The 24,219-nt window shown below is 57.4% G+C and carries 23 protein-coding genes; 7 read left to right on the top strand and 16 right to left on the bottom strand.

Annotated elements, in window-relative coordinates:
• Positions 1 to 25 precede the first annotated feature (25 nt).
• The 11 genes from KKW20_RS02075 to KKW20_RS02025 form a co-directional block, all read right to left on the bottom strand.
• On the bottom strand, positions 26 to 1,042 hold the full coding sequence (locus tag KKW20_RS02075) for an endonuclease/exonuclease/phosphatase family protein (protein WP_214565644.1): 1,017 nt from the start codon (positions 1,040 to 1,042) through the stop codon (positions 26 to 28).
• Positions 1,042 to 1,734 carry a molecular chaperone DjiA gene (locus KKW20_RS02070; RefSeq protein ID WP_214565642.1) on the bottom strand — a complete coding sequence of 231 codons (693 nt, stop codon included), beginning with the start codon at positions 1,732 to 1,734 and terminating at the stop codon, positions 1,042 to 1,044. Before KKW20_RS02070 ends, KKW20_RS02075 begins: the two co-directional genes overlap by 1 nt.
• Positions 1,735 to 1,765: 31 nt before the next feature.
• Positions 1,766 to 2,239 carry a GNAT family N-acetyltransferase gene (locus KKW20_RS02065; protein ID WP_214565640.1) on the bottom strand — a complete coding sequence of 158 codons (474 nt, stop codon included), beginning with the start codon at positions 2,237 to 2,239 and terminating at the stop codon, positions 1,766 to 1,768.
• Positions 2,236 to 2,862: a VOC family protein gene (locus KKW20_RS02060; RefSeq protein WP_246534393.1), complete on the bottom strand. Its 627-nt coding sequence runs from the start codon at positions 2,860 to 2,862 to the stop codon at positions 2,236 to 2,238. The genes KKW20_RS02065 and KKW20_RS02060 overlap by 4 nt, the downstream gene beginning before the upstream one ends.
• Positions 2,863 to 2,950: 88 nt before the next feature.
• Entirely contained in the window at positions 2,951 to 5,074 is a 2,124-nt protein-coding gene (scpA, locus tag KKW20_RS02055) for a methylmalonyl-CoA mutase (RefSeq protein WP_214565638.1), read from the bottom strand.
• A gap of 57 nt (positions 5,075 to 5,131) precedes the next feature.
• On the bottom strand, positions 5,132 to 5,662 hold the full coding sequence (locus KKW20_RS02050; RefSeq protein WP_214565636.1) for a hypothetical protein: 531 nt from the start codon (positions 5,660 to 5,662) through the stop codon (positions 5,132 to 5,134).
• Positions 5,663 to 5,665: 3 nt separating this feature from the next.
• The gene (locus KKW20_RS02045) at positions 5,666 to 7,714 is read right to left on the bottom strand and encodes an acetyl-CoA carboxylase biotin carboxylase subunit (protein WP_214565634.1); all 2,049 of its coding nucleotides are present in this window, start codon (positions 7,712 to 7,714) and stop codon (positions 5,666 to 5,668) included.
• Positions 7,715 to 7,963: 249 nt separating this feature from the next.
• Positions 7,964 to 8,206, bottom strand: a complete 243-nt coding sequence (locus KKW20_RS02040; protein ID WP_246534392.1) for a hypothetical protein — start codon at positions 8,204 to 8,206, stop codon at positions 7,964 to 7,966.
• A gap of 334 nt (positions 8,207 to 8,540) precedes the next feature.
• Complete coding sequence (locus KKW20_RS02035) at positions 8,541 to 8,903, bottom strand: hypothetical protein (protein WP_214566044.1); 363 nt, start codon at positions 8,901 to 8,903, stop codon at positions 8,541 to 8,543.
• A 14-nt stretch (positions 8,904 to 8,917) separates the two neighbouring features.
• Positions 8,918 to 9,400, bottom strand: a complete 483-nt coding sequence (locus KKW20_RS02030; RefSeq protein WP_246534391.1) for a DUF6497 family protein — start codon at positions 9,398 to 9,400, stop codon at positions 8,918 to 8,920.
• 24 nt (positions 9,401 to 9,424) lie between these two features.
• A complete protein-coding gene (locus KKW20_RS02025) occupies positions 9,425 to 10,957 on the bottom strand; it encodes an acyl-CoA carboxylase subunit beta (protein WP_214565632.1) in 1,533 nt (510 codons plus the stop codon).
• Between the two features lie 190 nt (positions 10,958 to 11,147).
• Here KKW20_RS02025 and KKW20_RS02020 point away from each other — a divergent pair, with 190 nt between their 5' ends.
• The 3 genes from KKW20_RS02020 (at position 11,148) to KKW20_RS02010 (ending at position 14,673) form a co-directional block, all read left to right on the top strand.
• Entirely contained in the window at positions 11,148 to 12,377 is a 1,230-nt protein-coding gene (locus KKW20_RS02020) for a multidrug effflux MFS transporter (protein WP_214565630.1), read from the top strand.
• A 62-nt stretch (positions 12,378 to 12,439) separates the two neighbouring features.
• Positions 12,440 to 13,852: a helix-turn-helix domain-containing protein gene (locus tag KKW20_RS02015; RefSeq protein ID WP_214565628.1), complete on the top strand. Its 1,413-nt coding sequence runs from the start codon at positions 12,440 to 12,442 to the stop codon at positions 13,850 to 13,852.
• The gene (locus KKW20_RS02010) at positions 13,852 to 14,673 is read left to right on the top strand and encodes an alpha/beta hydrolase (protein WP_214565626.1); all 822 of its coding nucleotides are present in this window, start codon (positions 13,852 to 13,854) and stop codon (positions 14,671 to 14,673) included. Before KKW20_RS02015 ends, KKW20_RS02010 begins: the two co-directional genes overlap by 1 nt.
• Positions 14,674 to 14,725: 52 nt before the next feature.
• Here the strand turns inward: KKW20_RS02010 and KKW20_RS02005 are convergent, their stop codons facing one another.
• The 5 genes from KKW20_RS02005 to betI form a co-directional block, all read right to left on the bottom strand.
• Positions 14,726 to 14,965, bottom strand: coding sequence for an HP1242/YdcH family protein (locus tag KKW20_RS02005; protein ID WP_214565624.1), 240 nt, complete (start codon positions 14,963 to 14,965; stop codon positions 14,726 to 14,728).
• 181 nt (positions 14,966 to 15,146) lie between these two features.
• The gene (gene betA, locus KKW20_RS02000) at positions 15,147 to 16,802 is read right to left on the bottom strand and encodes a choline dehydrogenase (protein WP_214565622.1); all 1,656 of its coding nucleotides are present in this window, start codon (positions 16,800 to 16,802) and stop codon (positions 15,147 to 15,149) included.
• Between the two features lie 10 nt (positions 16,803 to 16,812).
• Entirely contained in the window at positions 16,813 to 18,273 is a 1,461-nt protein-coding gene (gene betB, locus KKW20_RS01995; protein ID WP_214565620.1) for a betaine-aldehyde dehydrogenase, read from the bottom strand.
• Positions 18,274 to 18,335: 62 nt separating this feature from the next.
• The gene (gene betC, locus KKW20_RS01990; protein ID WP_214565618.1) at positions 18,336 to 19,844 is read right to left on the bottom strand and encodes a choline-sulfatase; all 1,509 of its coding nucleotides are present in this window, start codon (positions 19,842 to 19,844) and stop codon (positions 18,336 to 18,338) included.
• Positions 19,841 to 20,422 (bottom strand): choline-binding transcriptional repressor BetI, encoded by a 582-nt coding sequence (gene betI, locus KKW20_RS01985; RefSeq protein ID WP_214565616.1) that lies wholly within the window; start codon positions 20,420 to 20,422, stop codon positions 19,841 to 19,843. Before betI ends, betC begins: the two co-directional genes overlap by 4 nt.
• A gap of 254 nt (positions 20,423 to 20,676) precedes the next feature.
• Between betI and choX the strand changes: the two genes are divergently transcribed.
• The 4 genes from choX (at position 20,677) to choV (ending at position 24,196) form a co-directional block, all read left to right on the top strand.
• Positions 20,677 to 21,609, top strand: coding sequence for a choline ABC transporter substrate-binding protein (choX, locus tag KKW20_RS01980; RefSeq protein WP_214565614.1), 933 nt, complete (start codon positions 20,677 to 20,679; stop codon positions 21,607 to 21,609).
• A gap of 98 nt (positions 21,610 to 21,707) precedes the next feature.
• A complete protein-coding gene (locus tag KKW20_RS01975) occupies positions 21,708 to 22,322 on the top strand; it encodes a LysE family translocator (RefSeq protein ID WP_214565612.1) in 615 nt (204 codons plus the stop codon).
• Positions 22,323 to 22,325: 3 nt separating this feature from the next.
• The gene (choW, locus tag KKW20_RS01970) at positions 22,326 to 23,162 is read left to right on the top strand and encodes a choline ABC transporter permease subunit (protein WP_214565610.1); all 837 of its coding nucleotides are present in this window, start codon (positions 22,326 to 22,328) and stop codon (positions 23,160 to 23,162) included.
• The gene (gene choV / locus KKW20_RS01965) at positions 23,159 to 24,196 is read left to right on the top strand and encodes a choline ABC transporter ATP-binding protein (protein ID WP_214565607.1); all 1,038 of its coding nucleotides are present in this window, start codon (positions 23,159 to 23,161) and stop codon (positions 24,194 to 24,196) included. The genes choW and choV overlap by 4 nt, the downstream gene beginning before the upstream one ends.
• The last annotated feature ends 23 nt before the right edge of the window (positions 24,197 to 24,219 follow it).

The raw sequence follows: 24,219 nt of genomic DNA, 5'->3' as shown, positions 1-24,219 counted from the left end.
CCAACCGTCTTACGAAGGTTGCCCGCTAAAGATCAATATCCAAGGTGACCGGGAAATGATCTGAGGCCGCCAATAAGGCGTCGCGTAACGCATCCGACCGGTAGCATTCCGGGTCATCAAATGGGTGCCATATCCGCCATTTTGGGCCACGATCCCTAAGGTCGGGCGACACCATGATATAGTCCAAAAGCGCCTGCAAATACCGCTTTTCACGCGGAATATAAAAGCGTGAGGTGCTGGGTTGCGCGCCCATGCGCCGCGACAATGCCATGCGAGCGTGCGGGTCAAACATGCAAGGGACATCGCCCTCACCCATCACAATCTCAACCCCAGAGCGGCCAAACAGCTTTTCGTATTCATCCAGCCCCGGACCATCGTTGAAATCCCCCAGCACAATCAGTGGATCCTGCGCCTTTAGGTGATGATCGACCCGCTTCCTGATCCAGATACATTGCGCCATTTGCTTGCGGCGATTCTCAATCGAAATTCGCGTGGCCTCTTTGGCGTTGCGCGCCCCATGCGGGGCTTTTGATTTCACATGCACCCCAATCAACCGCAGCTGTTTGCCCGTGGCTTTTACCGTCAGCGCCACCTCAAGCGGGGGTTTCGAGAACACCACATCCTCGGGGCTGGCATCGGTATCCAGATCAAGGCTGAAACTGGCGTCAAATCGCGGGGCTGGTCCGGGATCAACCCTGCCAATCGGGTCATGTTGCGCGCTGATTTTTGTGGGATCATAAAGCAGCGCAATTTCCTGTTGGGTGTCATTTGCAAAACCAATCAGCGCCTTATTGGCGCGCAGTTTAAAGATCCGCGCAAATGTTTCCAGCGCCTTCACGGTTGATCGTTTGCGGTTTTGGTCTGGCGCTTCCACCACCATCACCGCATCCGCATCCAGCACCTTGAACACAACGCCCACGGCCTTCAACTGCGCCTTACGGCTGACCCCGCGCCGGCGGGCCAATTCGTCATCTGCCAAAACCTGTCCGTCGTCGTCAAAGAGCGTGTTGAACCATTCGACGTTATAGGTGGCAATCCGCATCAGGGGTTCGCTTTGGGGTGGTGCGCGTTGATCTCTTCCCACGCGCGATTGACCGCGATCAGGCGTTTTTCGGCCAGTTTAATCGCCTCTTCCGGCACGCCGCGGGCGATCATCCGGTCGGGGTGGCTGTTGCGCACTTCTTGCCGCCAAAGTTTTCGGATCTCACCCATGTCCATGTCTGGCTTGGCCCCCAGCACCTGATAGGGGCATGGGTCAGCGTCTTGGACAAACCGCGCGCGCAGGGCAAAAAACTGCTCATCCGGCATGCCGAAAATACCTGCAACATGTTCAAGGAACTCATTTTCGTTGGGATGGTATTCGCCGTCGGCCAGGGCAATAAAGAAAAGCCCCTCCATCAAATCACATAGGGCGGGATCGTCGGGGCCAAACATGTCGGCAATACGTTTGGCATAAAGCTCAAACCCGGCAACATCGGTCCGCGCGAGGTTAAAGACGCGGGCGGCTTGTTTTTCTTCATCCTGCGGAATGGTGAACACTTCGCGAAAGGCGGAAACCTCATCGCGCGTGACCAACCCGTCGGCCTTGGCCATCTTGGCACCCAGCGCAATCACGGCAATGGCAAACCCAGCGGACCGTTCCGGCGGCGTGCGCAAATTTGCGAAAACATCCGACAGGCTTTCACCTTTGGCAAGTGCGGCAAGCGCGTCTGATATGCGGGTCCAGATTGACATGAGGCATTGTTAACGCAGATAAATGGCGCTGTCACAAGAGTTTCTGCATCAACACAAGATCGTGCCACTGATCAAATTTGCGACCGGCTTGGGGCAGCATGCCAACTTTGACGTAACCGATCGCCGTATGAAACGGCTCGCCCATCGGGTTGGAGCCGGACACGCCAGCAATCATCGAATGGACCTTTTGGGCTCGCGCGTGATCTTCGACCGCCTGCATCAAGGCCCGCCCAAGCCCTTTGCCACGCGCCTCTGGTGCCAACATGATGGTGTGTTCTTTGGTGTGGGCATAGCCGATGCCCGCGCGAAAATCGCCGTAGCCCGCAAATCCCAGCACCTGCCCATCGCCTTCCGCCACAAAAAACGCGTCATAGGCGCTGACGGCTTGGGCGACTTCGGACAGGGATTTTTCGACCGCGTTAAAGGTGATTAACGTCTCGCGGATGGCAAGGTTCCAAAGCGATTGGATTGCCGCGGTGTCAGCGGGTGTGGCGGCACGGATCACAGCTGCACCATGCCGCCCGGTGTTTCAAATGTGGCGCAAACCCCCGGTTGCCCCACTTGCACCGACAGGCGCGGATCGACGACCAGTGGGGCAAGCGCCACCGACAGGCCCTCTGCCTCTGGATGGGTGATTTCCAAGCCGGTCAGTCGAATTCCCTGATCCAGTAGCGCCGATGCAGGATCCGCCCCTTGCCAGCTTAACAGCCCCGGCGCATAGGCGGAAAATGGCAAACGCCCATCGCTGGGAATGGCCATTTTCCAACGGTACGCGCCGCGGGTCAGGTCATGAACATCACCCGTGCCATCCGGTGACCGGGTCAGTGCCACACCTAAATCCGGCACGCGCACCACCCAATTGGTCAGGCGCGCGTCGCCCGTAAAATAGTCGAGATCAAACCATCGGGGATGCGGGGGCTGCGGCGCGTCTGGATTGATCGAAATCACCTCCAGATAGGTGTCAGGGCCCAAGGATAACAACCGGTTATGGGTGCCCATCAAAGGGTGTTCGCCGCCGGCCTGCGCACGGCCAGACATGCTCACCCCAAGCGTGGTTTCCACATGGGCCACCCCTTCTGCAAGGGTCGCGGCGGACACCACAAGATGATCAATTGTTCCCAGCGCCATGGACATGCTCCTTTGGTCTGGGAAGAGGCTGGCGGCAATTCCCGCCAGCTTCAAGTGCTTTATTGTACCGTTGGTCGCGTGGGGCCGTTTAACCGCGCGCGCGCACCAGTTTCAGCACTTCTTCGGCCGCTTCGGGAATATTTGTGCCCGGACCAAAGATCGCTTTCACACCGTTATCATAGAGATATTGGTAGTCCTGTTGCGGGATCACACCGCCACAGATCACGATGATCTCTTCGGCACCCTGCTCTTTCAAAGCTTGGACCAATTGCGGGGCCAACGTCTTGTGACCAGCGGCCTGCGACGAGATCCCGACGATGTGCACGTCATTGTCGATGGCGTCTTGTGCGGCCTCATCCGGGGTTTGAAAGAGCGGCCCCACGTCCACGTCAAACCCAATATCGGCGAACGCGGTGGCGATGACTTTGGCGCCCCGGTCATGACCGTCCTGGCCCATTTTCACCACCAACATCCGCGGGCGACGACCTTCGGCCTCGGCAAACTCTTCCACCGATTTCTGGATTTTCGCAAACCCTTCGTCGCCTTCATAGGCCGCACCGTAAACGCCCGCGAGGGTTTTCACTTCGGCGCGGTGACGGCCAAATTCGTTTTCCATAGCCATGCTGATCTCTCCGACTGTTGCGCGCGCACGCGCCGCTTCCACGGCGCCTTCAAGAAGGTTTCCGCCCTCTTTTGCGCGACGGGTAAGTTCGGACAACGCGGCCTGACAGGCGGCCTCGTCGCGGGTGGAACGGATCTCATTCAAACGGGCAATTTGGCTGTCACGCACGGCCATATTGTCCACATCGAGAATTTCGATATCGTCTTCTTTGGCGAGCTTATATTTGTTCACACCAACGATAACTTCGTCGCCTTTGTCGATGTTGGCCTGACGTTTGGCGGCGGATTCTTCAATGCGCAGTTTGGGCATTCCCGAGGCGACCGCCTTGGTCATCCCGCCCATTTCTTCGACCTCTTCCATCAACGCCCAAGCCTTGTTGATCAGCTCATCGGTCAGGCTTTCAACGTAATAAGAGCCTGCCAGCGGGTCGACCACATTGGTGATACCAGTTTCTTCTTGCAGGATAATTTGCGTGTTGCGCGCAATCCGGGCTGAGAAGTCGGTGGGCAAAGCGATGGCTTCGTCCAGCGCGTTGGTGTGCAGCGATTGGGTGCCGCCCAAAGCGGCCGACATCGCCTCATACGCGGTGCGGATCACGTTGTTATAGGGGTCTTGTTCCTGCAAGCTCACGCCAGAGGTCTGGCAGTGGGTGCGCAGCATTTTTGAGCGTTCGGATTTTGCACCAAATTCGGTCATCACCCGGTGCCACAGGGTACGGGCCGCGCGCAGTTTCGCCGATTCCATGAAGAAATTCATGCCGATGGCGAAAAAGAACGACAGGCGGCCTGCGAATTTATCCACATCCATGCCCGCTTGGGTCGCCGCACGCACATATTCGCGCCCATCCGCCAGCGTGTAGGCCAGTTCTTGCACAAGGTTCGCACCGGCCTCTTGCATGTGATAGCCAGAGATCGAAATCGAGTTGAATTTCGGCATCTCATTGGACGTGTATTCGATGATGTCAGAAATGATCCGCATCGAGGGTTCTGGCGGGTAAATATAGGTGTTGCGCACCATGAATTCTTTCAGAATGTCGTTCTGAATGGTGCCTGCCAGCAGCGATTTATCGTGGCCCTGTTCTTGGCCTGCAACGATGTAATTCGCGAGGATCGGGATCACCGCGCCGTTCATCGTCATCGACACAGAAACCTTATCCAGCGGGATACCATCAAAGAGGATTTTCATATCCTCAACGGAATCGATCGCAACGCCAGCCTTGCCCACGTCGCCGACCACCCGAGGGTGATCGCTGTCATATCCGCGGTGGGTCGCAAGGTCGAACGCCACTGAAACACCCTGCTGACCGGCGGCCAGATTGCGCCGGTAAAAGGCGTTGCTTTCCTCGGCGGTGGAGAAGCCCGCATATTGGCGAATGGTCCAGGGACGCCCCGCATACATGGTCGCTTTCACACCGCGCGTGAAGGGGCCAACACCGGGGATGCCGTCCATATGCGCAAGGTCCTTGGTGTCCTCCGCCGTATAAAGCGGTTTCACATCAATGCCTTCCAGCGTTTGCCAGGTCAGATCCTCAAGCGGGCGACCACGCAGTTCTTTCTCGGCGAGGTCTTTCCAATTGGCTGTGTCGCTCATGGCGTCATCCTTTCTTATGCCCGCAGGTCCGGGCCTATCTTGTGCCGTTCAAGGGGATCAAAGCGGATCCCCAGCGGCGAAAAACAATTTGCGCGCATCATGGTCGAGCACCATCACGCCCCCAAGTTCAGCCGAATAGGCCAAAAGCGCACCACGGCGGGTCATGGCATTGCCAAACTCCGCCGCCAGCGTTGTATCGAGACAAGGGCCCACCAATGCAGCGGCGGCCAAAGCCTGTTTGCCAAAGGCCCCATCGGGGGTCAGCAGCATCGCGTCGGTCAGGTCATGCGGCGACGCCCCAGATGCGGCGATCGCGGCCAATCCCGTCCTCCGGTACACCTCTTGCGCGTCGGGCGGCGAGGCCTTTAGCGCAAGCTCCGGGCTGATAGAATTGTTGCGCGCGCGAAACACCGCGGCGGTACAATTTCGGCGGCTTTCAAACGCCAACGTGTCGCCAATTTGGAACCACGCCGACAGATCAGACCGCAGCGCCCCTTCGCGGTGCATATTACAACCGCCCAGCGCCATCAGGGTCGCAAGCGCGATGGCTGCGCCCCCTTTGGGGATATGCCGGGCGGATGCGGTCATGATTTATTCGAACTCCATGATCACTTCGTCAACCGCAAGGCTGTCGCCTGCACCCGCGTTGATCTTGGTCACAGTGCCTTTTTTCTCAGCACGCAGGATGTTTTCCATCTTCATCGCCTCGATGGTGCAAAGCGCCTGGCCTTCTTGCACTTCGTCGCCCACCTCTACGTCCAGTTTCACAACCAGACCCGGCATCGGGCACAGCAGCATTTTCGATGTATCGGGTGCGACTTTTTCCGGCATCAACCGGGCCAGTTCAGCCTGACGTGGGGTGCGCACACGCACGCTTAGATCCGCCCCACGCGACCGCATCCGGAAGCCCGACGTGATCTTGTCGACCTTCAGAACCAGTGGGTCACCGTTCACATCCAAACGCGCCAAGCTGTCGCCCGGGGTCCATTTTGAGGCCACGCGCAATTTGGTGCCATCTTCGAATTTGACCGTTGAGCCCTTTTTGTCCGCTTTGATTTTAACTGCGAACTCAACACCTTGCAGCGTCACAACCCATTTCTTCCCGACTTTACGTTCGTGGTTATCCATCCGACCAGAGATACGGGTGCGGCGAATTTCGGCGACCCGATACATGGCGGCGGCAGAGGCTGCGATCCGTTGCAGGTCGGCCTCGGGCAACTCTACGCCTTCGAACCCATCGGGATATTGCTCTTCGATAAAGGCGGTGGTCATGTCGCCTTTGATAAAGATCGGGTGATCCATCACAGCGGACAAGAACGGCAGGTTGTGGCCGATGCCTTCGACCTCAAAGCTGTCAAGTGCGACGCGCATCGCCTCAATCGCCTCATCCCGGGTTGGCGCCCATGTGCAAAGCTTGGCGATCATCGGATCGTAATACATGCTGATCTCGCCGCCTTCAAAAACGCCGGTGTCATTGCGCACCGCGATGCCTTTGCCTTTGGGCGCGTCACCTTGCCATTTGTCGTTGTCCAAAAGCGGACCAGCGGCTTGTTCAGCGGGCGGACGATAGGCGGTCAAACGGCCGATCGAGGGCAAGAAGCCGCGGTAAGGATCTTCGGCATAAAGGCGGTTTTCAATCGCCCAGCCCTTCAGATTGATGTCGTCCTGCGTGATCGACAGCTTTTCGCCACCCGCAACCCGGATCATCTGTTCCACAAGGTCAACGCCGGTGATCAGCTCGGTTACAGGGTGTTCCACCTGCAGGCGGGTGTTCATCTCAAGGAAATAGAAGTTCTTGTCGCCATCAACGATGAATTCCACGGTCCCGGCCGAGGCATAATCCACAGCTTGCGCCAAGGCCACGGCCTGTTCGCCCATCGCTTTGCGGGTTTTCTCGTCCAAAAACGGGCTTGGCGCCTCTTCCACAACTTTTTGCTGACGACGCTGGATCGAACATTCCCGTTCGCCCAGATAAATGCCGTTGCCGTGGCTGTCACACAGCACCTGAATTTCGATGTGGCGCGGTTGGGTGATGAACTTCTCAATGAAAATCCGGTCATCGCCAAAGCTGTTGGCAGCCTCGTTTTTCGACGACTGAAACCCTTCGCGGGCCTCGTCATCGTTCCACGCAATCCGCATGCCTTTGCCGCCGCCGCCAGCGGAGGCTTTGATCATCACCGGATAACCAACTTCGTTGGAAATCTTCACCGCCTCTTCGGCGTCTTCAATCAGCCCCATGTAGCCGGGCACGGTCGACACGCCGGCCTCTTGGGCGATTTTCTTCGAGGTGATCTTGTCACCCATCTTTTCAATCGCGCCCACGGGCGGGCCAACAAACGCAACACCCGCATCCGCCAACGCGGTGGCGAATTTGGAGTTTTCCGACAGAAATCCATAACCCGGATGCACGGCCTGCGCCCCGGTTTCCTTGATCGCCGCCATCACCTTGTCGATGACAATATAAGATTGGTTGGCCGGGGGCGGGCCGATGTGAACCGCCTCATCCGCCATTTTCACATGAAGCGCGCTTTTATCCGCATCTGAATAAATCGCAACGGTCTGAATGCCCATTTTACGAGCGGTCTTGATCACCCGGCAGGCAATCTCGCCTCGGTTTGCAATCAGGATCTTGTTGAACATGTCCTGTCCCTTCTTCATGTGGTGGCAAGGGGCGTGGCCCCTGGCACATTGGCAACAAAAAACCCACCAGAGGGCAAACCTCTGGCGGGCAAATTCACGGTCCGGACGCGCGCGGCGGCCGGGGCATTCTCTTTTGCGGTGGTTGCGGCGTATTGCGGTTTACGGGTTACAGAATGCCGCAGAAAACACGCTCGCGTGCCGCGAAGGGCCGCGCCGTTTTGATTCCGATCGAACGCAACACGCTTTGGGTTAGTTACAGAACCTGACGCCAAGATCGTCGCAAAGCGCACCTGCGCCCGCGCCGATGATCGCACCGGTAAGCAGGTTGCCACTGGTTGCTTGTGCAACCACGGCGCCGGTGGCCGCACCGGCCCCCGCCCGTTCAAGGTCATTCCACTGGCATCCCGCCAGTACGCCAAGCGCACAGGCGCCCCCGACGATTTTTGTGGCGATTTTTGTGCCGATTTTTGTGCCGACTTTTGCAATTTGCATTTTTGACTGCCTCGTATTGTCTTATTATTGCCACCTATAGTGCCAAGGCCGTCATGATTTGCAAAGCGATATTGTTGGGGCTGGATCTTGCGGGCGCAATCATGCGCAGCAGCACCTTCGCAAAAGAAACCCGGCTCGGACCAAAAGGTCCGAAACCGGGGAGAAGAAGGGGAAGGGTAGTGGCTCTTGCGAACCACAGCAAAACGCGGGGATTGTGCGTTTGCTTGAGAAAGAGATTGGCACGCCACAGGCCCGATACAAGAGCCCCATGGCGAGGTCTTCGCCATTTGGGCCGGTTCTTGCCGGTTTTGGAGGGGGCCAAGCAAATTCACGCCTAATAGCCCTCTTCTTCATCGAAATCCACGTCTGGAAACGCCGCACGGGCGCGGTCAATGTCCAGAACCAGCAGAGCTTCGTAGCTTGCGGCATCAAACGGATCTTCGGCTGGGATCACCTCACGGCCAAAGAGCCAGCTCAGCCGGCCCGCGTCCAAATTGCCGCGTTCAAACGGTTGATCGCCAAAGTTTTCCCACAGGGCTTTGACAAACCCCTGATCGGCGCGGCGGTCCGCCGGGCGGCGATCTGCAAACCGTTCACGCGCTTTCAGGGCGGTGGCCCCGTCTTTTGCGGCACGGCGCAGGACAAATTGAAAATCGGTTCCGGGCAAACGCCCAGGGAACCCTTTGTGTTTCAGCATATATGGCAATGCCATCAGAAGCCCTCCCAGAAACAAGCCCCATCCTCGGGGCGATAGGCTTCGAAATACTGGGTTGCGTCGGGATCGGCCACACCGAACTCGACCTTGCGGTCGGAAAGCACGATTATTATCTGGTCCGGCATCTCGCCGGGGGCCACATGAAGCTGTGGCAGCACATAGTCCTGACACAGCACGACCATGTCTTCTTCGGCCTGCGAAAAGACCACATTGCCTTTGTCGCGGGCAATTCCGGGGGCCAGAAAGCGATAGCGTACGGCGGTTCCCACAGCCCCTTCCTCGCCCCGGATCACATCCAGAAACGCGATATCCTGGCCCGAGGGAACGGTGATGACAAAATCAGGATCCCACGCCTCATCTTTGGCGAACGCTGGCGCAGACAGCGCGCCCACAAGGGCCAAGCCCAGGGTCGAGGCGGCAATGAATGCCCCTGCCCCGCCTTGCCCCTTACGGGTTTGATATACCTGCGCCAACGTCATGTTTTTAACCTCTCCAATCCAGCCTTACAGCGGGATATTATCGTGTTTTTTCCAAGGGTTCGTAAGCTTTTTGCCCCGAAGAGATGCAAAGGCACGGCTCACGCGCATCCGGGTTGAGCGTGGTTGGATCACCTCGTCGATAAAGCCACGCTCAGCCGCCACAAACGGGTTGGCAAAACGGTCCTCGTAATCGGCGGTACGCTGCGCGATTTTCTCGGGATCATTCAACTCGGACCGATACAGGATCTCAGTCGCACCTTTGGCCCCCATCACCGCAATCTGTGCTTTGGGCCACGCGTAGTTGAAATCGCCGCGCAGGTGCTTGGACGCCATCACGTCATATGCCCCACCGTATGCTTTGCGGGTGATCACGGTCACTTTCGGCACCGTGGCTTCACCATAAGCAAACAGAAGTTTCGCACCGTGTTTGATCACGCCACCATATTCCTGGCTTGTTCCCGGCAAAAAGCCCGGCACGTCAACCAAGGTCAGGATCGGAATTTCAAACGCATCACAAAAGCGCACGAAACGCGCCGCTTTGCGCGAGCTGTCAATGTCGAGACACCCGGCCAGAACCATCGGCTGGTTGGCCACAACACCCACGGTCTGCCCTTCAAGGCGGATATAACCGGTGATGATATTCTTGGCGAAATCTTCCTGAATTTCAAAGAAATCGCCCTCGTCCCCCAGTTTGGTGATCAGCTCTTTCATATCATATGGCGCGTTCGGGTTTTCCGGCACCAAAGTATCAAGGCTTTCATCAATACGACCCGGTTCATCAAAGAACGGACGTACGGGGGCTTTTTCACGGTTGTTCAGCGGCAGGAAATCCACCAAGCGGCGCACTTCTGACAGGGCTTCGACGTCATTTTCAAACGCGCCATCCGCGACAGAGGATTTTTTGGTGTGAGTCGAGGCGCCGCCAAGCTCCTCTGCGGTCACGACCTCATTGGTCACGGTTTTCACCACATCAGGTCCGGTCACGAACATGTAAGAGGTGTCTTTGACCATAAAGATAAAGTCGGTCATCGCCGGTGAATACACCGCCCCGCCCGCACATGGCCCCATGATCACTGAGATTTGCGGCACCACGCCCGAGGCCATAATGTTCTTTTGGAACACCTCCGCATAGCCGGCCAAAGAGGCCACGCCCTCTTGAATTCGCGCGCCCCCAGAATCGTTGATCCCAATCACCGGCGCGCCATTTTGCATCGCCATATCCATGATTTTACAGATCTTTTCTGCGTGCGTTTCCGACAGCGACCCACCAAACACGGTGAAATCCTGCGAGAACACATAGACCAAGCGGCCATTGATCGTGCCCCAACCGGTGATCACGCCGTCCCCCGCGGGCTTGTCGGCCTCCATACCAAATTCGGTACAGCGGTGGGTTTTGAACATGTCGAACTCTTCAAACGAGCCCTCGTCCAGCAAGAGTTCGACCCGCTCGCGCGCGGTTAATTTGCCCTTGGCATGTTGGCTGTCGATCCGACGCTGCCCGCCACCAAGGCGGGCTTTCTCACGGCGGTCTTCCAGTTCCTGAAGGATATCTTTCATCTGGCGGCACTCCTTGATTTACGGGCAAACTAGCCGCAATTGCCATGATGCGGAAGGAAAATAGGGCGAATTTGCATATTTGTTGCAACGCGCCTTTTGCAAATTGAATATTTGCAAATATCGCCAGTCGTGATGCCTGCGTAACTCAAATTGATTGGACAGGTCTGGCCAAGCCTCATAGCCATTGCATATGCAATCATTTCAAGCACCCTCGTCGGGGCCATCCCGTTTCATGGACCCCGGCACCCCACCGCATGTTTTCACACTAACCTTTGTGGCCGCCGCGGCCGCCATGTCGATGAATGTCTTTTTGCCGTCATTGCCGGGCATGGCGCTGTATTTTAAGACCGAGTACCATGTGGTGCAGTTGTCGGTCGCGCTCTATCTGCTGGTGAATGCGGTGATGCAGATCATTGTCGGCCCGCTGTCCGACCGCTTTGGCCGCCGCCCGGTCGTGCTTTACGGGTTTTTCATCTATATCCTGGCGTCTGTTGGTTGCGTTTTTGCCCCCAACATCGCGATTTTCCTGACCTTTCGCATGTTACAGGCAACCGTTGTCGCCGGCATGGTGCTGTCGCGCGCCACGGTGCGCGATATGGTGCCGGACGCACAGGCCGCGTCGATGATTGGATATGTGACCATGGGCATGTCAATTGTGCCGATGATTGGTCCCTCAATTGGTGGGATATTTGACGAAGCCTTTGGTTGGAAAGCAAACTTCTGGCTGCAAGCGATCACGGGGGCCACTGCGCTTTGGCTGGCCTGGGGCAATTGGGGCGAGACCTCTAGCCCGCGCGCCGGTGGCTTTGCAGAGCAATTGCGCGCCTATCCCGCCTTGCTTTCATCGCCACGCTTTTGGGGCTACAGCCTGACCGCTGCGCTAACCTCTGGCGCGTTTTTTGCATATCTGGGCGGCGCGCCTTACGTGGGCACCAATATTTACAATATGGCCCCAGCCCGGCTTGGGTTCTTTTTCGGTGCGCCCGCCGCAGGCTACTTGATTGGCAACTTCCTGTCGGGCCGGTATTCGGTGCGTATCGGCATGAACAATATGGTGCTGTTTGGCGCAATGACCACCGCGTCCGGCATGTTGATGTCGATGTTTTTCTTCACGCTAGGATACAGTTCTGAATATGTGTTTTTCGGCTTTATGATCCTTGTTGGGGTCGGCAATGGGTTAACGCTTCCCAATGCAAATGCGGGCCTAATGGGCGTACGCCCTGATCTGGCCGGAAGTGCGGCTGGCCTTGGTGGCGCGCTGATGATCGGTGGGGGGGCGGCCCTGTCGGCGCTGTCGGGGATCCTTTTGGGCGACGGGAAATCGGCGATGCCGCTTCTTTGGGTTATGCTGATCTCGGCGCTTCTTTCGCTGGTGTCGATCCTTTACGTCATTCACCGCGCCCGCAAATTGGGGCTTTGACGACACAGCTTTGCAAATGCTATCCACAGTGCAGGAAAACTTTGCAAAACCCCGAGGCAAGCATGGCCACACAGAAACTTTATGCCGGTGTGAAACTGCGCGAGATCCGCTCGCGTCTGGGGCTGACCCAAAAATTATTTGCCGAAAAGCTGGGCGTCAGCCTGCCCTATCTGAACCAGATGGAAAACAACAATCGCCCGGTCTCAACCGGGGTGGTTCTGGCATTGGCGCAGGAGTTTGGCTTTGACGTGGCTGAACTGTCGACGGGTGACGCCGAGCGGCTGGTTTCGGACATGCGTGAGGCCTTTGCCGATCCGGTTTTCTCAGACGCGCCCCCTTTGGCGGACCTGCGGCTTGCGGCCTCAAATGCGCCGGCGTTGGCCCATGCGCTGCTCGAGTTGCACCGCGCCTACCGGATGGGGCATGAACGCCTGGCCGCATTGGACGAAAATATGGGCGACGTCTTGCACGAAGACCGCACAACCCAGGCCTCGCCCTGGGATGAAGTGCGCGATTTCTTTCACTATTGCGACAATTACATTGATGCGGTCGACCGCGCCGCCGAACATTTCGCAAATGGCGCCATCAGTCGCGGTTTGACCAAATCCGGCATGGCCACCGAAACCCTGAACGAACGGGGCATTTCTGTACGGCACGAAGATTGCGAAGCCACCCGAAATTTTGACCCAGAGGCGCGTGTTTTGACCCTGTCCACACGCCCACCCCGCGCCACACAAGAGTTTCAGCTGTTGATGCAGGTGGCCCTGATAACGCAGGACGCGTTGTTGGAAGCCACGTTGGATTTCGCCCGGTTTCAAACCGAAGAGGCCCGCTCGATTGCCAAACTGGGATTGGCCAACTACTTCGCCGGGGCCGCACTTTTGCCCTATAGCGCCTTTTTAGAGGCCGCCCGCGAAACACGTCACGATCTGGAACGGCTGGCCGATCGGTTTGGCGCCTCGATTGAACAAGTCTCGCACCGGTTGTCGACACTACAACGCCCCGGCGCCAAGGGCATTCCGTTCTTTTTTGTGCGCGTTGATCAGGCCGGCACCATCACCAAACGCCATTCGGCCACCCGATTGCAATTCGCGCGATTCGGCGGGGCCTGCCCACTTTGGAATGTGCATCAGGCCTTTGAAACACCGGGGCGGTTTTTGCGCCAATTGGCGCAAACCCCTGACGGCGTTAAATATTTCTGCCTTGCGCGCAATGTATCAAAATCCGGGGGCACCTTTGTCGCCCCTGTGCGCAGATACGCCATAGGGCTGGGATGCGAGGTGAAGCATGCCGGGGATCTGGTTTATGCTGACGAGTTGGATATTTCAAATGATGCGGCGTTTGAACCGATCGGGATCAGCTGTCGGATCTGCGAACGAGCGCATTGTCACCAACGCTCGGTCCCCCCCCTTGAACGTAAATTACGCGTTGATCCATACTCGCGCGGCGTGCTTCCTTACGAGATTGATCGGTAATGTTACGGCTATTTGTGGTGTTCCTGTTCGGCGGCCTGATTGGATTTGTCAGCCCGTCGGTGGCGAACCCGTTTGAAGCAGCCATTCTTTTTCAGTTCGACAAAACCCGCGTCCCCCCGGCAACCGCCGATCGCGGCCAGCTGGCCGGCAAGGCGAAAGAGGTGGTATTGGATGGGCTGGTGTTGTGGGTTGCACAACCACAAAAGGGAAAGCCCAGCATTTTGTTTCTACATGGGTCCATCGGGAATTTGGAAACCCGAACGTGGAAGTATTCTTGGTTGGTCAAGCAAGGTTACGGCCTTGTGGCGCTTGGCTATCCCGGATCTTCGGGCAGCAAAGGTCGCAGCAGTTCCAAAAGCATCATGAGGGCGACACATAAGATCTATGCCGCCCTGCCAAAGCTGATCGGGGCTGGGCCTGTTGTTGTGATGGGGGAGAGTTTGGGAACTGGCCCCGCCGTGCGGTTGGTGGCCGAACTTGATCGCGGGGCGCCACAACCGATTGGTCTAATTCTACAGGCCCCCTATGCTTCTGTCTATGATCTGGTGCGGCATCAGGCCGGGGGATTGGCGCAATTGTTTCGCGGCAGAAACGACCCCTGGCCCAGTGTCAAGCTTATCAGGTCGGTGAAGCTGCCGCTGTTCGTCATGCATGGGGGGCGCGATAAATACGTACCACATGCCCAAGGCAAGGCTGTTTTCAAGGGCTCCCCTGCGAAGAATAAGCTTTTCGTCTTTCGCAAATCCGCGAGCCATGGGGGCATCTTTGCGGCAAAAGGGGTGCGCCCAGAGTTGGTTAAATGGATGCAAAGCCTGAAGTGACGACAGGCCCCACCGCACCGGCGGGGCCGTTATTCATCTCGCGATCCCCGGTTCAGGCGGCGGTCAACATCCGGTAAATCTCATCTTTCAGCTGCGAGCGCTTTTTGCGCATCTCTTCCTCGTTGAACTGATCCGTCGGTTCAACATTGGTTTCAGCCCGATGCACCGCACGGTTCAGCTCGTGATATTCATCTGCCAGTTTGGAAAAATGGGCGTCCGACGTCTTCATATCTGCGATTTTCGCGGCAAGTTCCGGAAATTCTTCGTGCAGTTCATGGGGGGTGTTTGACATTCGCGTGTCTCCTTTTGCTTTGGTCAGTGAGAGTGTGTGCCAAGCCAATTGGCATCACATTGACGCGGATCAAACATTTGCGAATTATCCGAGCAGATTGAGAACGAGCAGATTGAGAAAAGGGTGCGGCCCCTCGCGCCGCAAGAAAAAGGGCGGCCCGTTCAGAGCCGCCCGTTTTGGTTTATCTTTGGCTGGTTTCCCAGTTTGGATTGATCCAAGGCCCCTCGTTCGCACGCCCAAGGGTGCGCCCCAAAATGTGATCCGAGGCCTTTTCGCCGACCATGATCGACGGCCCGTTCAGATTGCCGTTGGTGATGCGTGGAAAGGTTGAACTGTCGGCCACGCGCAGCCCGTCCACGCCGATCACCCGCAACTCCGGATCGACCACCGCCATTGGGTCGTCTGCACGCCCCATCCGGCAGGTGCCACAGGGGTGATAGGCGCTTTCGGCGTGTTCACGGATAAAGCTATCGATCTCATCGTCGCTGTTGTATTTCGCGCCCGGTTGGATTTCAAAATTCACGAACGGTTCAAACGCATCTTGGGCGAAAATCTCGCGGGTCAAGCGGATGCAACGTCGGAAATCATCCCAGTCCTGATCGGTGGACATGTAGTTGAAAAAGATCCGTGGGGCTTCATTTGGATCAGCGGATTTCAGGGTAATCTCGCCGCGTGAGGGCGAGCGCATCGGCCCAACATGGGCCTGAAACCCATGTCCTTCAGACGCGGCTTTGCCATCATAGCGCACCGCGATCGGCAGGAAGTGGTACTGGATATCGGGGTATTCGACACCCGCCTTTGACCGAATGAAGGCCGCACTTTCAAACTGGTTCGATGCCCCAAGACCCTTTTTGGTGAACAGCCATTGCGCCCCCAAAATCCCCTTCCAGATCAGGTTCCAGTATTTATAAAGCGTGATCGGCTGCTTCGAGGCATATTGCATATAGACCTCTAGGTGGTCTTGCAGGTTTTGCCCCACGCCGCCCCGATCCGCGATCACCTCAATGCCATGTTCCTGCAGGTGCGCGGCGGGCCCAACACCCGACAACATCAACAGTTTGGGCGAGTTGATCGAGCTTGCGGCCAACACCACTTCTGCGCTGGCTTTGATCACCTCGATCTTGCCACCACGCTCAACCTCAACCCCTACGGCACGCCCGTCTTCGATCACCACTTTGCGGGCAAAGGCACGGATCACGTCGCAATTTCCGGTGGCTTGTGCGGGGCGCAAATAGGCGTTGGCGGCGGACCAACGCCGGCCTTTCCACACAGTTTGCTCCATCGGGCCAAAGCCCTCTTGCTGCTCGCCGTTATAATCGCCCGTCACCGGGTATCCGGCCTGCGCCCCGGCCTCTACAAAGGCGTGAAACAGCGGATTTTCGCGGGGGCCGCGGGTCACATGCAACGGCCCATCTTTGCCGCGCCAATCCGCGTCACCGCCATGCCCGCCATCGTGCCAATGTTCCTGACGTTTGAAATAAGGAAGAACGTCGGCATAGGACCAACCATCTGCGCCCTGTTCGGCCCAATGATCAAAGTCGCGTGCATGACCGCGCACATAAACCATCCCGTTGATCGAGCTTGATCCACCGATGACTTTGCCACGCGGTGTAACCAAGCTGCGCCCATCCAAATGCGGTTCAGGTTCGGTCATGAACCCCCAGTCATAGGTTTTCATGTTCATCGGATAGGACAGGGCGGCAGGCATCTGAATGAACGGGCCAGCATCGGTGCCGCCATGTTCAATCACAATCACTTTCTTGCCCGCCTCAGCCAGCCGGTACGCCATGGCGCAACCCGCGCTTCCGGCCCCAACAATCACATATTCTGCTTGCATTATCAGATCCTTAGAACGGCGCTTCGATCGGACTCATCCGCACGTAAACGGTTTTGAGCTCGGAATAATGTTCAATCGCGGCCTTGGAGTTTTCACGCCCCACGCCAGACGCTTTTGACCCGCCAAAGGGCGCCTCGACGGGCGCGTCATTGTAGGAATTGATAAAGCAGGTGCCGGCCTCAAACCCGGCGACAACGCGGTGCGCGCGGGTGATATCTTGGGTAAAGACCCCTGCCGCCAGACCAAATTCGGTGTCATTGGCACGCGCCAACACTTCGGCCTCACCCTCGAAATCAAGCACCGCCATGACGGGGCCAAAAATCTCTTCTCGGGCGATGGTCATATCGTCGGTCACATCCGAGAAGACAGTGGGTTGCAGGTAATAGCCGTCGCCCTCAATGCGCGCGCCGCCATAAGACAGCGTGGCCCCCTCTTCCTGACCTTTGGCAATATAACCCATCACGATGTTCAGCTGATTTTCAGACACCATCGGGCCAAAGCTGGTTTCGGGATCCATCGGGTCGCCGATCACCGCATTTTCCAACCGCTCGGACAGGCGCGCAAGGAACGCCTCTTTGATGCCCTTTTGCACAAACACCCGCGTGCCGTTGGAACAGACCTGACCGGTGGAATAGAAGTTGCCCAAGATGGCGCCTGATACGGCGGCGTCCACATCCGCATCATCAAAGACGATCATCGGCGACTTGCCACCCAATTCCATCGTGACGTGCTTCATGCCTTCTGCGGCGGCGGCATAGACCTTTCGCCCGGTGGGCACGGATCCGGTCAAGGACACCTTGTCCACATCATCATGGGTCACAAGGGCCGCCCCCACATCACCGTAGCCTTGCACCACGTTGTAAACACCCGCAGGGGCGCCCGCTTCGACCAGGATCTCGGCAACTTTCAACGCGCAAAGCGGTGTGGTTTCCGACGGTTTAAAGATCATCGTGTTGCCGCAGGCCATTGCTGGCGCGCCTTTCCAACAGGCGATCTGGGTGGGGTAGTTCCATGCCCCAATGCCCACACACACACCCAGCGCCTCGCGGCGGGTATAGACAAAATCGCCACCGGGCAGCTGGATATGCTCGCCGGTCAACGCGCCCGCAAGCCCGCCAAAATACTCCAGCGCATCCGCGCCTGACGTGGCATCCGCCACCGAGGTTTCCTGATACGGTTTGCCGGTGTCATAGGTTTCCAGCACAGACAACTCGTGGTTCCGCTCGCGGATAATGTCTGAGGCGCGGCGCAAAATACGGCCACGTTCCGTGCCGGACATTGCTTCCCATTCAGCCTGTGCGCCGCGCGCGGCTTTGACAGCCCGTTCAATGATCGCAGGGGTCGCGGAATGCACCCGCGCCACCACTTCGCCCGTGGCCGGATAGATCACGTCAATCGGCGCACCATTGGTGTCTTCGACATATTCGCCGCCGATAAAGTGGCTGGCTTTGGGTTGGGTCTCATAGGTCATGTTCGTTCTTTCATCTTGGGCGCCATCGCCCCTGTCCGTTCGCCCCTGGTGGGCAATTCCTGTCACTCTCCGCGTGGAAAGCGTTGATTTTCTTCGAGATTGTCCAAATTCATGTGGTTGCGCATATAGCGTTCAGAGGCTTGCTGAAGCGGCTGATAATCCCACGGGAAATAGGCCCCGTTTCTGAGCGCCTCATAAACCACCCAACGCCGCGCCTGACTTTCACGCACTTCGTTGTCGTAAGCCGCCAGATCCCAACGCGCTTCGGATTTCGCGCGTAGGGTCATAAGCGTGCCATCGTGGGCGGGATCACCGGCAAGGTTCACAAGCTCATGCGGATCAGCTTCCAGATCAAACAGCTGATCCGGGTCGAGCGCACAACGGTTGTATTTCCACTTGCCATACCGCAGCGACACCAGCGGCGCATAAGACGCCTCGGCCGCATATTCCATCGCCACCGGGCTGGTGCGTTCATCGCCTTTGGCCAAGCCCACAAGGCTTTCGCCATCGACCCACGGCATGACCTCTTCCATCGACACACCCGCCAAGTCGGCAAGTGTAGGCGTCACGTCCAGCGTTGAAACCGGAGCCTCCACCAAGCCGGGTTCCAGACCGGGGGCAGACACCATCAAGGGCACACGGGCGGAGCCTTCGAAGAAGTTCATTTTGAACCAAAGACCGCGTTCGCCCAGCATGTCGCCGTGGTCCGAGACAAAGAAAATGATCGGGTCTTGGCGCGTGGCTTTCAGCACATCCAGCATCTCGCCGACCTTGTCATCAAGGTACGAGATATTGGCGAAATAGGCCCGGCGCGATTTTTGGATGTCTTCCGCTTTGATGTCAAAGCTGCGCCAATCATTGGCGTCAAAAATGCGCTGTGCGTGTGGGTCGTGATCCTCATAATCCATCGCGGGGATCTCGGGCTGCAAATGCGCGCAGTCCTCATACAGATCCCAGTATTTGCGACGGGTCACGTAAGGATCATGGGGATGGGTAAAGCTGACGGTCAGGCACCACGGGCGGTCGTCTTTGCCGCGCGCCAGATCATAAAGCTTGCGCGTGGCGTTATAGGCCACCTCGTCGTCATACTCCATCTGGTTGGAGATCTCAGCGACGCCAGCACCGGTGACCGAGCCCATGTTGTGATACCACCAATCAATGCGTTCGCCGGGTTTGCGATAATCCGGGGTCCAGCCGAAATCAGCGGGGTAGATATCGGTGGTCAGGCGTTCTTCAAAGCCGTGCATCTGGTCTGGCCCAACAAAATGCATCTTGCCGGACAGCGCGGTTTGATACCCCGCCCGGCGCAGGTGATGGGCATAGGTCGGGATGTCGGATTTGAATTCCGCGGCATTGTCATAAACACCGGTGCGGCGCGGAAGCTGACCGGACATAAACGACGCCCGCCCCGGCGCACATAAGGGCGACGCGGTATAGGCGTTTTGAAACCGCACGGATTTCGCGGCGAGTTTCTTGAGGTTGGGGGCATGCAACCACTCTGCCGGCCCATCAGGAAACAGCGTGCCATTTAACTGATCCACCATGATGATGAGGATGTTCGGGTTGGTCATTTACGTGCCTCCAGCATGAGTTCCAGAAACTCCAGAACTTGTTTCGTCGCCCGCTTGCCCGAGGGCGTGTCCTCGCGCAGGGCGTGGCGGATGTAATGGCCGTCAATCATCGCCGCGATCATGTCGGCCACCTCATGTGCATCGTCCCCCACAAGATCACGCAGCGGATGCACAAGGTTGGAATGCAACCGGTGCTGATACACCCGCAACAGCCGCCGCGCCCCGTCCATCGACTGGCTCAACACATAGAAATTCAGCCACGCGCTGATCACTTCGGGGCGAAAGTTTCCGGCTTCGAAATTGGCATGAATGATCGCTTCGACCCGGTCACGGGGCGTTTTTGCAACCAGCAACGCCGCGCGCACCTGCGCCCCGTAAACGGACAGAATATGGCGCATCGCCGCAAGGAATATCTGATCTTTCCCGCCAAAGTAGTGGTGAGCCAAGGCCGAAGACATCCCAGCGCGCTTTGCGATCTGGCTGACTGTCACATCCAATGTTCCGGCCCGCCCGATCTCAAAAATCGTTGCGTTAACAAGGGCTTTGCGCCGAATGGGTTCCATTCCAATCTTTGGCATTCTGAGGTTCCTGATCATATTTCTTACACAGGCTTGCGTTTTTTTAATTGACTCGTCAATCAATAAAAAACATCAATCAACACCAATGCCGTTCGTGACACCCAGAGGAGGCGTGATGCGAAGGGCAACAATGAAAGGCGGTTTCACCTTGGCACGGGCTGGGGTAGTGTCGCAGCCAAGCGCGAAATGGACGGTTTTGTCCATTTCCCTTGCCCCGCGACTTTGAAACCGCACCAAATAACAGGGAGCGACCTATGACATTTAAATCCACACTCTCCACCCTGGCCCTTGTGGCCTCTGCTGGCACCGCTATGGCGGACGGCCATTGCGACAAAATCGTCTTCTCAGACGTGGGCTGGACCGACATCACCGCAACAACCGCCGCAACAAGTGTTGTGCTTGAGGCGCTTGGCTATGACACCGACATCAAGGTTCTGTCCGTGCCCGTGACCTATACTTCGCTGGCCAAAGGCGACGTTGATGTGTTCCTTGGCAACTGGATGCCGACGATGGAAGCCGACCTTGCGCCCTACCGTGAGGCGAAAACCGTCGACACCGTGCGCACCAACCTTGAAGGCGCGAAATACACGCTGGCTGTGAACAAAGCCGCCGCCGATCTGGGCATCGCGGACTTTGGCGACATCGCCAAGCACGCAGACGCGCTTAAGGGCAAGATCTACGGCATCGAGCCGGGCAATGACGGCAACCGCCTGATTCAATCCATGATCGACGCCGACGCCTTTGGCATGAAAGACATCGAAGTAGCCGAAAGCTCTGAGCAGGGCATGCTGGCCCAAGTGGCCCGCGCCGACAAAAAAGGCGATCCTGTTGTTTTCCTTGGTTGGGAACCCCACCCAATGAACGCCAACTTTGAAATGACCTATCTGACCGGTGGTGACGATTACTTTGGCCCGAACTTCGGCGGCGCTGTGGTCGATACCAACACCCGTGCGGGCTATGTGACTGAATGTGCCAACACCGGTAAGCTTTTGCAAAACCTCGAGTTTTCACTGGCGATGGAAAATGAAATTATGGCCGCCATTCTGGACGATGGCCAAGAGGCAACAGATGCCGCGTCGGCTTGGTTGAAAGCCAACCCGGATGCGTTCATGGCATGGCTGGACGGCGTAACCACCAAAGACGGTGGCGATGCGGTGGCCGCTGTCAAAGGCGCGCTGGGTCTGTAATTCCCCCACATAACGCAACCCTTTCCCATGTGCATGATTGTGCGTGGGGAGGGGTTTTTTGCATCTCCCCGTTTCACATGGCTTTCACCGGATCTTCCATGCCCCTCACCGCTTTTGCCTTGTTTATCCCAGCCTGCTTTGCGCTGAATGCGGCCCCCGGGCCAAACAATGTGCTGGCCTTTGCAAATGCCTCTCGTTTGGGGTTTTGGCGCGCGGTTGCGGGGGGGATGGGGCGGATGTTGCCCTTTGCGCTTATGATCGTGCTGGTGGGACTTGGGCTTGGTGCCATCTTGGCCGCCTCGGCCACGGCCTTTGCCGCCGTGAAATACGCAGGGGCCGCGTATCTGGTGTATGTTGGCTGGCGCATGTGGCGTGCGCCGAAACCAGATGCTGCACGCTCAAACGTGGATTTGCGAGTGCGCGACTTGATGCGCCGTGATTTTCTGATTGCGATCGGCAATCCCAAAGCGATTGCGATCTTTACCGCCTTTTTTCCCCAATTCACCGACCTGACCCAACCGCTGGCCCCGCAATACGCGGTTCTGGGTGTGTTGTTTCTGGTGCTAGAGCTGCTTGCTGTGGCGCTTTACGCGGGTCTGGGAACCGGGATGAAAGGCTTTCTCACCCCCATACGATTGCACCGGCTCAACCGGGGCGTCGGCGGGTTTCTCATTTTCTCAGGGCTGACCATGGCCCTCAGCGAAAGGCACTAACCCTTGGACTGGCTGACCGACACAAAGCTTCCGATTGGCAAAACAATTGCCGCCGGTTTTGATTGGCTGACCGATAATTTCGGCCCCCTCTTTGATGCAATCGACGACTTTCTCGGAAATGGGATCGACGGGTTACTGTGGCTGTTACAGCTGCCGCCCGCGTTGGTCATTATCGCGCTCTTTGGCGCGTTAACATGGGGTCTGCAACGCAGCTGGCCTCGTGTGGCGGTTGTTGTGCTGTGCTTTCTTTACGTTTTGAACCAAGGCTATTGGGAAGAAACCACCGAAAGCCTGACGCTGATTGTCTTTGCAGTGATTTTCTGCATGGGCGTGGGCGTGCCGATCGGTATCTATTCGGCCCACAATCCGCGGTTCTTCAAAACGATCTTACCGGTCCTTGATATGATGCAAACGATCCCGACATTCGTTTATCTGATCCCGATGATTGTGCTGTTTGGCATTGGCATGGTGCCCGGCCTTGTGGCGACCTTCATCTTCGTCATCCCGGCCCCCATCCGCCTGACCCAATTGGGGGTCAGTCAGGTGTCCACCGCGCTGACCGAAGCGGGCGAAGCATTTGGTGCCACCCGCATGCAAACGCTGGTTAAAATCGAACTGCCCTCTGCCTTCCCACAAATCATGGCGGGCCTGAACCAAACCATCATGCTGTCGCTGTCGATGGTTGTCATCGCCGCTTTGGTGGGCGCTGACGGCCTTGGGGTTCCGGTCGTGCGCGCCTTGAATACCGTGAATGCGGCCCTTGGATTTGAAAGCGGGCTGGTGATCGTTGCGGTTGCCATCGCCCTTGACCGCATGCTGCGAGTGGAGCGTTCATCATGACTGCTGTAGAATTCGACAATGTGTCCATCGTCTTTGGCGAACGTCCTGAAAGCGCCCTTCCGGCCATGGATGCGGGCAAAGATCGCGCCCAAGTGCAAACCGAAACCGGCCAGGTGCTGGGCGTTCACAATTGCTCTTTGACCGTGGAAGAGGGTGAAATTCTGGTGCTGATGGGCCTGTCCGGGTCTGGCAAATCCACGCTTTTGCGCGCGGTGAACGGGTTGAACCCCGTGGTGCGTGGCGCAGTAAAGGTCAATGATGGCAATGGCTTGGTCGACGTCACCAATTCAGATGCCGCCACCTTGCGCCGCATTCGCCAAAACCACGTCGCCATGGTGTTCCAACAGTTCGGCTTGCTCCCGTGGCGGTCTGTCCGCGAGAATGTCGGCCTTGGGTTGGAGCTTGCGGGCATGGCCAAAGCCGAACGCGACGGCAAGGTTGATGAACAGCTTCAGCTTGTGAACCTATCCGACTGGGCGGACCGCAAAGTGGGCGAATTGTCGGGTGGGATGCAACAACGTGTGGGGCTTGCCCGCGCCTTTGCCACCGATGCACCGATCCTCTTGATGGACGAACCATTTTCGGCCCTTGACCCCTTGATCCGCGCGCGTTTGCAAGACGAGCTGATTGAGCTTCAGGACAAGCTGAAACGCACCATTATCTTTGTCTCTCACGATCTCGACGAGGCCTTCAAACTGGGCGACCGCATCGCGATTATGGAAGGCGGGCGCATTGTCCAATGTGGCACCCCGCGCGATATTTTCACCAATCCTGTGGACGATTATGTGGCCGAATTTGTCGCCCATATGAACCCACTTGGGGTGTTGACCGCCCGCGATGTCATGGATGCCCCGACCGAAGTGCTGCCGTTGCAGGTGGGGAAATTCACCCCGGTCCGCGAGATCCTTGAGCTGATGACCGATACGGAAAACCGTGTGTCGGTCATGCATGATGGCGTGTTGATTGGCGACGTCAGCCGCGCGCAGGCGATTGCGGGTCTTCTTGACCCGCGCGGCTTGTCAAACATCGGATAGGGTTGCGAAACCCGACAAACCAC

The sequence above is a fragment of the Aliiroseovarius lamellibrachiae genome (assembly GCF_018599245.1).
GTDB classification, from domain to species: Bacteria; Pseudomonadota; Alphaproteobacteria; order Rhodobacterales; family Rhodobacteraceae; genus Aliiroseovarius; species Aliiroseovarius lamellibrachiae.
Note: the sequence above shows the minus strand (reverse complement) of the source record. Positions and strands in the feature narration are given on the sequence as shown.

Coding starts and splice junctions, on each gene's coding strand:
- betC (WP_214565618.1), bottom strand. CDS start 19,844: ATGACCAACCCGAACATCCTCATCATCATGGTGGATCAGTTAAATGGC.
- KKW20_RS02010 (WP_214565626.1), top strand. CDS start 13,852: ATGTTACGGCTATTTGTGGTGTTCCTGTTCGGCGGCCTGATTGGATTT.
- KKW20_RS02060 (WP_246534393.1), bottom strand. CDS start 2,862: ATGGCGCTGGGAACAATTGATCATCTTGTGGTGTCCGCCGCGACCCTT.
- betI (WP_214565616.1), bottom strand. CDS start 20,422: ATGCCAAAGATTGGAATGGAACCCATTCGGCGCAAAGCCCTTGTTAAC.
- KKW20_RS02025 (WP_214565632.1), bottom strand. CDS start 10,957: ATGAAAGATATCCTTCAGGAACTGGAAGACCGCCGTGAGAAAGCCCGC.
- KKW20_RS02045 (WP_214565634.1), bottom strand. CDS start 7,714: ATGTTCAACAAGATCCTGATTGCAAACCGAGGCGAGATTGCCTGCCGG.
- KKW20_RS02020 (WP_214565630.1), top strand. CDS start 11,148: ATGCAATCATTTCAAGCACCCTCGTCGGGGCCATCCCGTTTCATGGAC.
- betB (WP_214565620.1), bottom strand. CDS start 18,273: ATGACCTATGAGACCCAACCCAAAGCCAGCCACTTTATCGGCGGCGAA.
- choV (WP_214565607.1), top strand. CDS start 23,159: ATGACTGCTGTAGAATTCGACAATGTGTCCATCGTCTTTGGCGAACGT.
- KKW20_RS02050 (WP_214565636.1), bottom strand. CDS start 5,662: ATGACCGCATCCGCCCGGCATATCCCCAAAGGGGGCGCAGCCATCGCG.
- KKW20_RS01975 (WP_214565612.1), top strand. CDS start 21,708: ATGCCCCTCACCGCTTTTGCCTTGTTTATCCCAGCCTGCTTTGCGCTG.
- KKW20_RS02015 (WP_214565628.1), top strand. CDS start 12,440: ATGGCCACACAGAAACTTTATGCCGGTGTGAAACTGCGCGAGATCCGC.
- KKW20_RS02030 (WP_246534391.1), bottom strand. CDS start 9,400: ATGACGTTGGCGCAGGTATATCAAACCCGTAAGGGGCAAGGCGGGGCA.
- KKW20_RS02070 (WP_214565642.1), bottom strand. CDS start 1,734: ATGTCAATCTGGACCCGCATATCAGACGCGCTTGCCGCACTTGCCAAA.
- betA (WP_214565622.1), bottom strand. CDS start 16,802: ATGCAAGCAGAATATGTGATTGTTGGGGCCGGAAGCGCGGGTTGCGCC.
- scpA (WP_214565638.1), bottom strand. CDS start 5,074: ATGAGCGACACAGCCAATTGGAAAGACCTCGCCGAGAAAGAACTGCGT.
- KKW20_RS02075 (WP_214565644.1), bottom strand. CDS start 1,042: ATGCGGATTGCCACCTATAACGTCGAATGGTTCAACACGCTCTTTGAC.
- KKW20_RS02035 (WP_214566044.1), bottom strand. CDS start 8,903: ATGCTGAAACACAAAGGGTTCCCTGGGCGTTTGCCCGGAACCGATTTT.
- choX (WP_214565614.1), top strand. CDS start 20,677: ATGACATTTAAATCCACACTCTCCACCCTGGCCCTTGTGGCCTCTGCT.
- KKW20_RS02040 (WP_246534392.1), bottom strand. CDS start 8,206: ATGCAAATTGCAAAAGTCGGCACAAAAATCGGCACAAAAATCGCCACA.
- KKW20_RS02005 (WP_214565624.1), bottom strand. CDS start 14,965: ATGTCAAACACCCCCCATGAACTGCACGAAGAATTTCCGGAACTTGCC.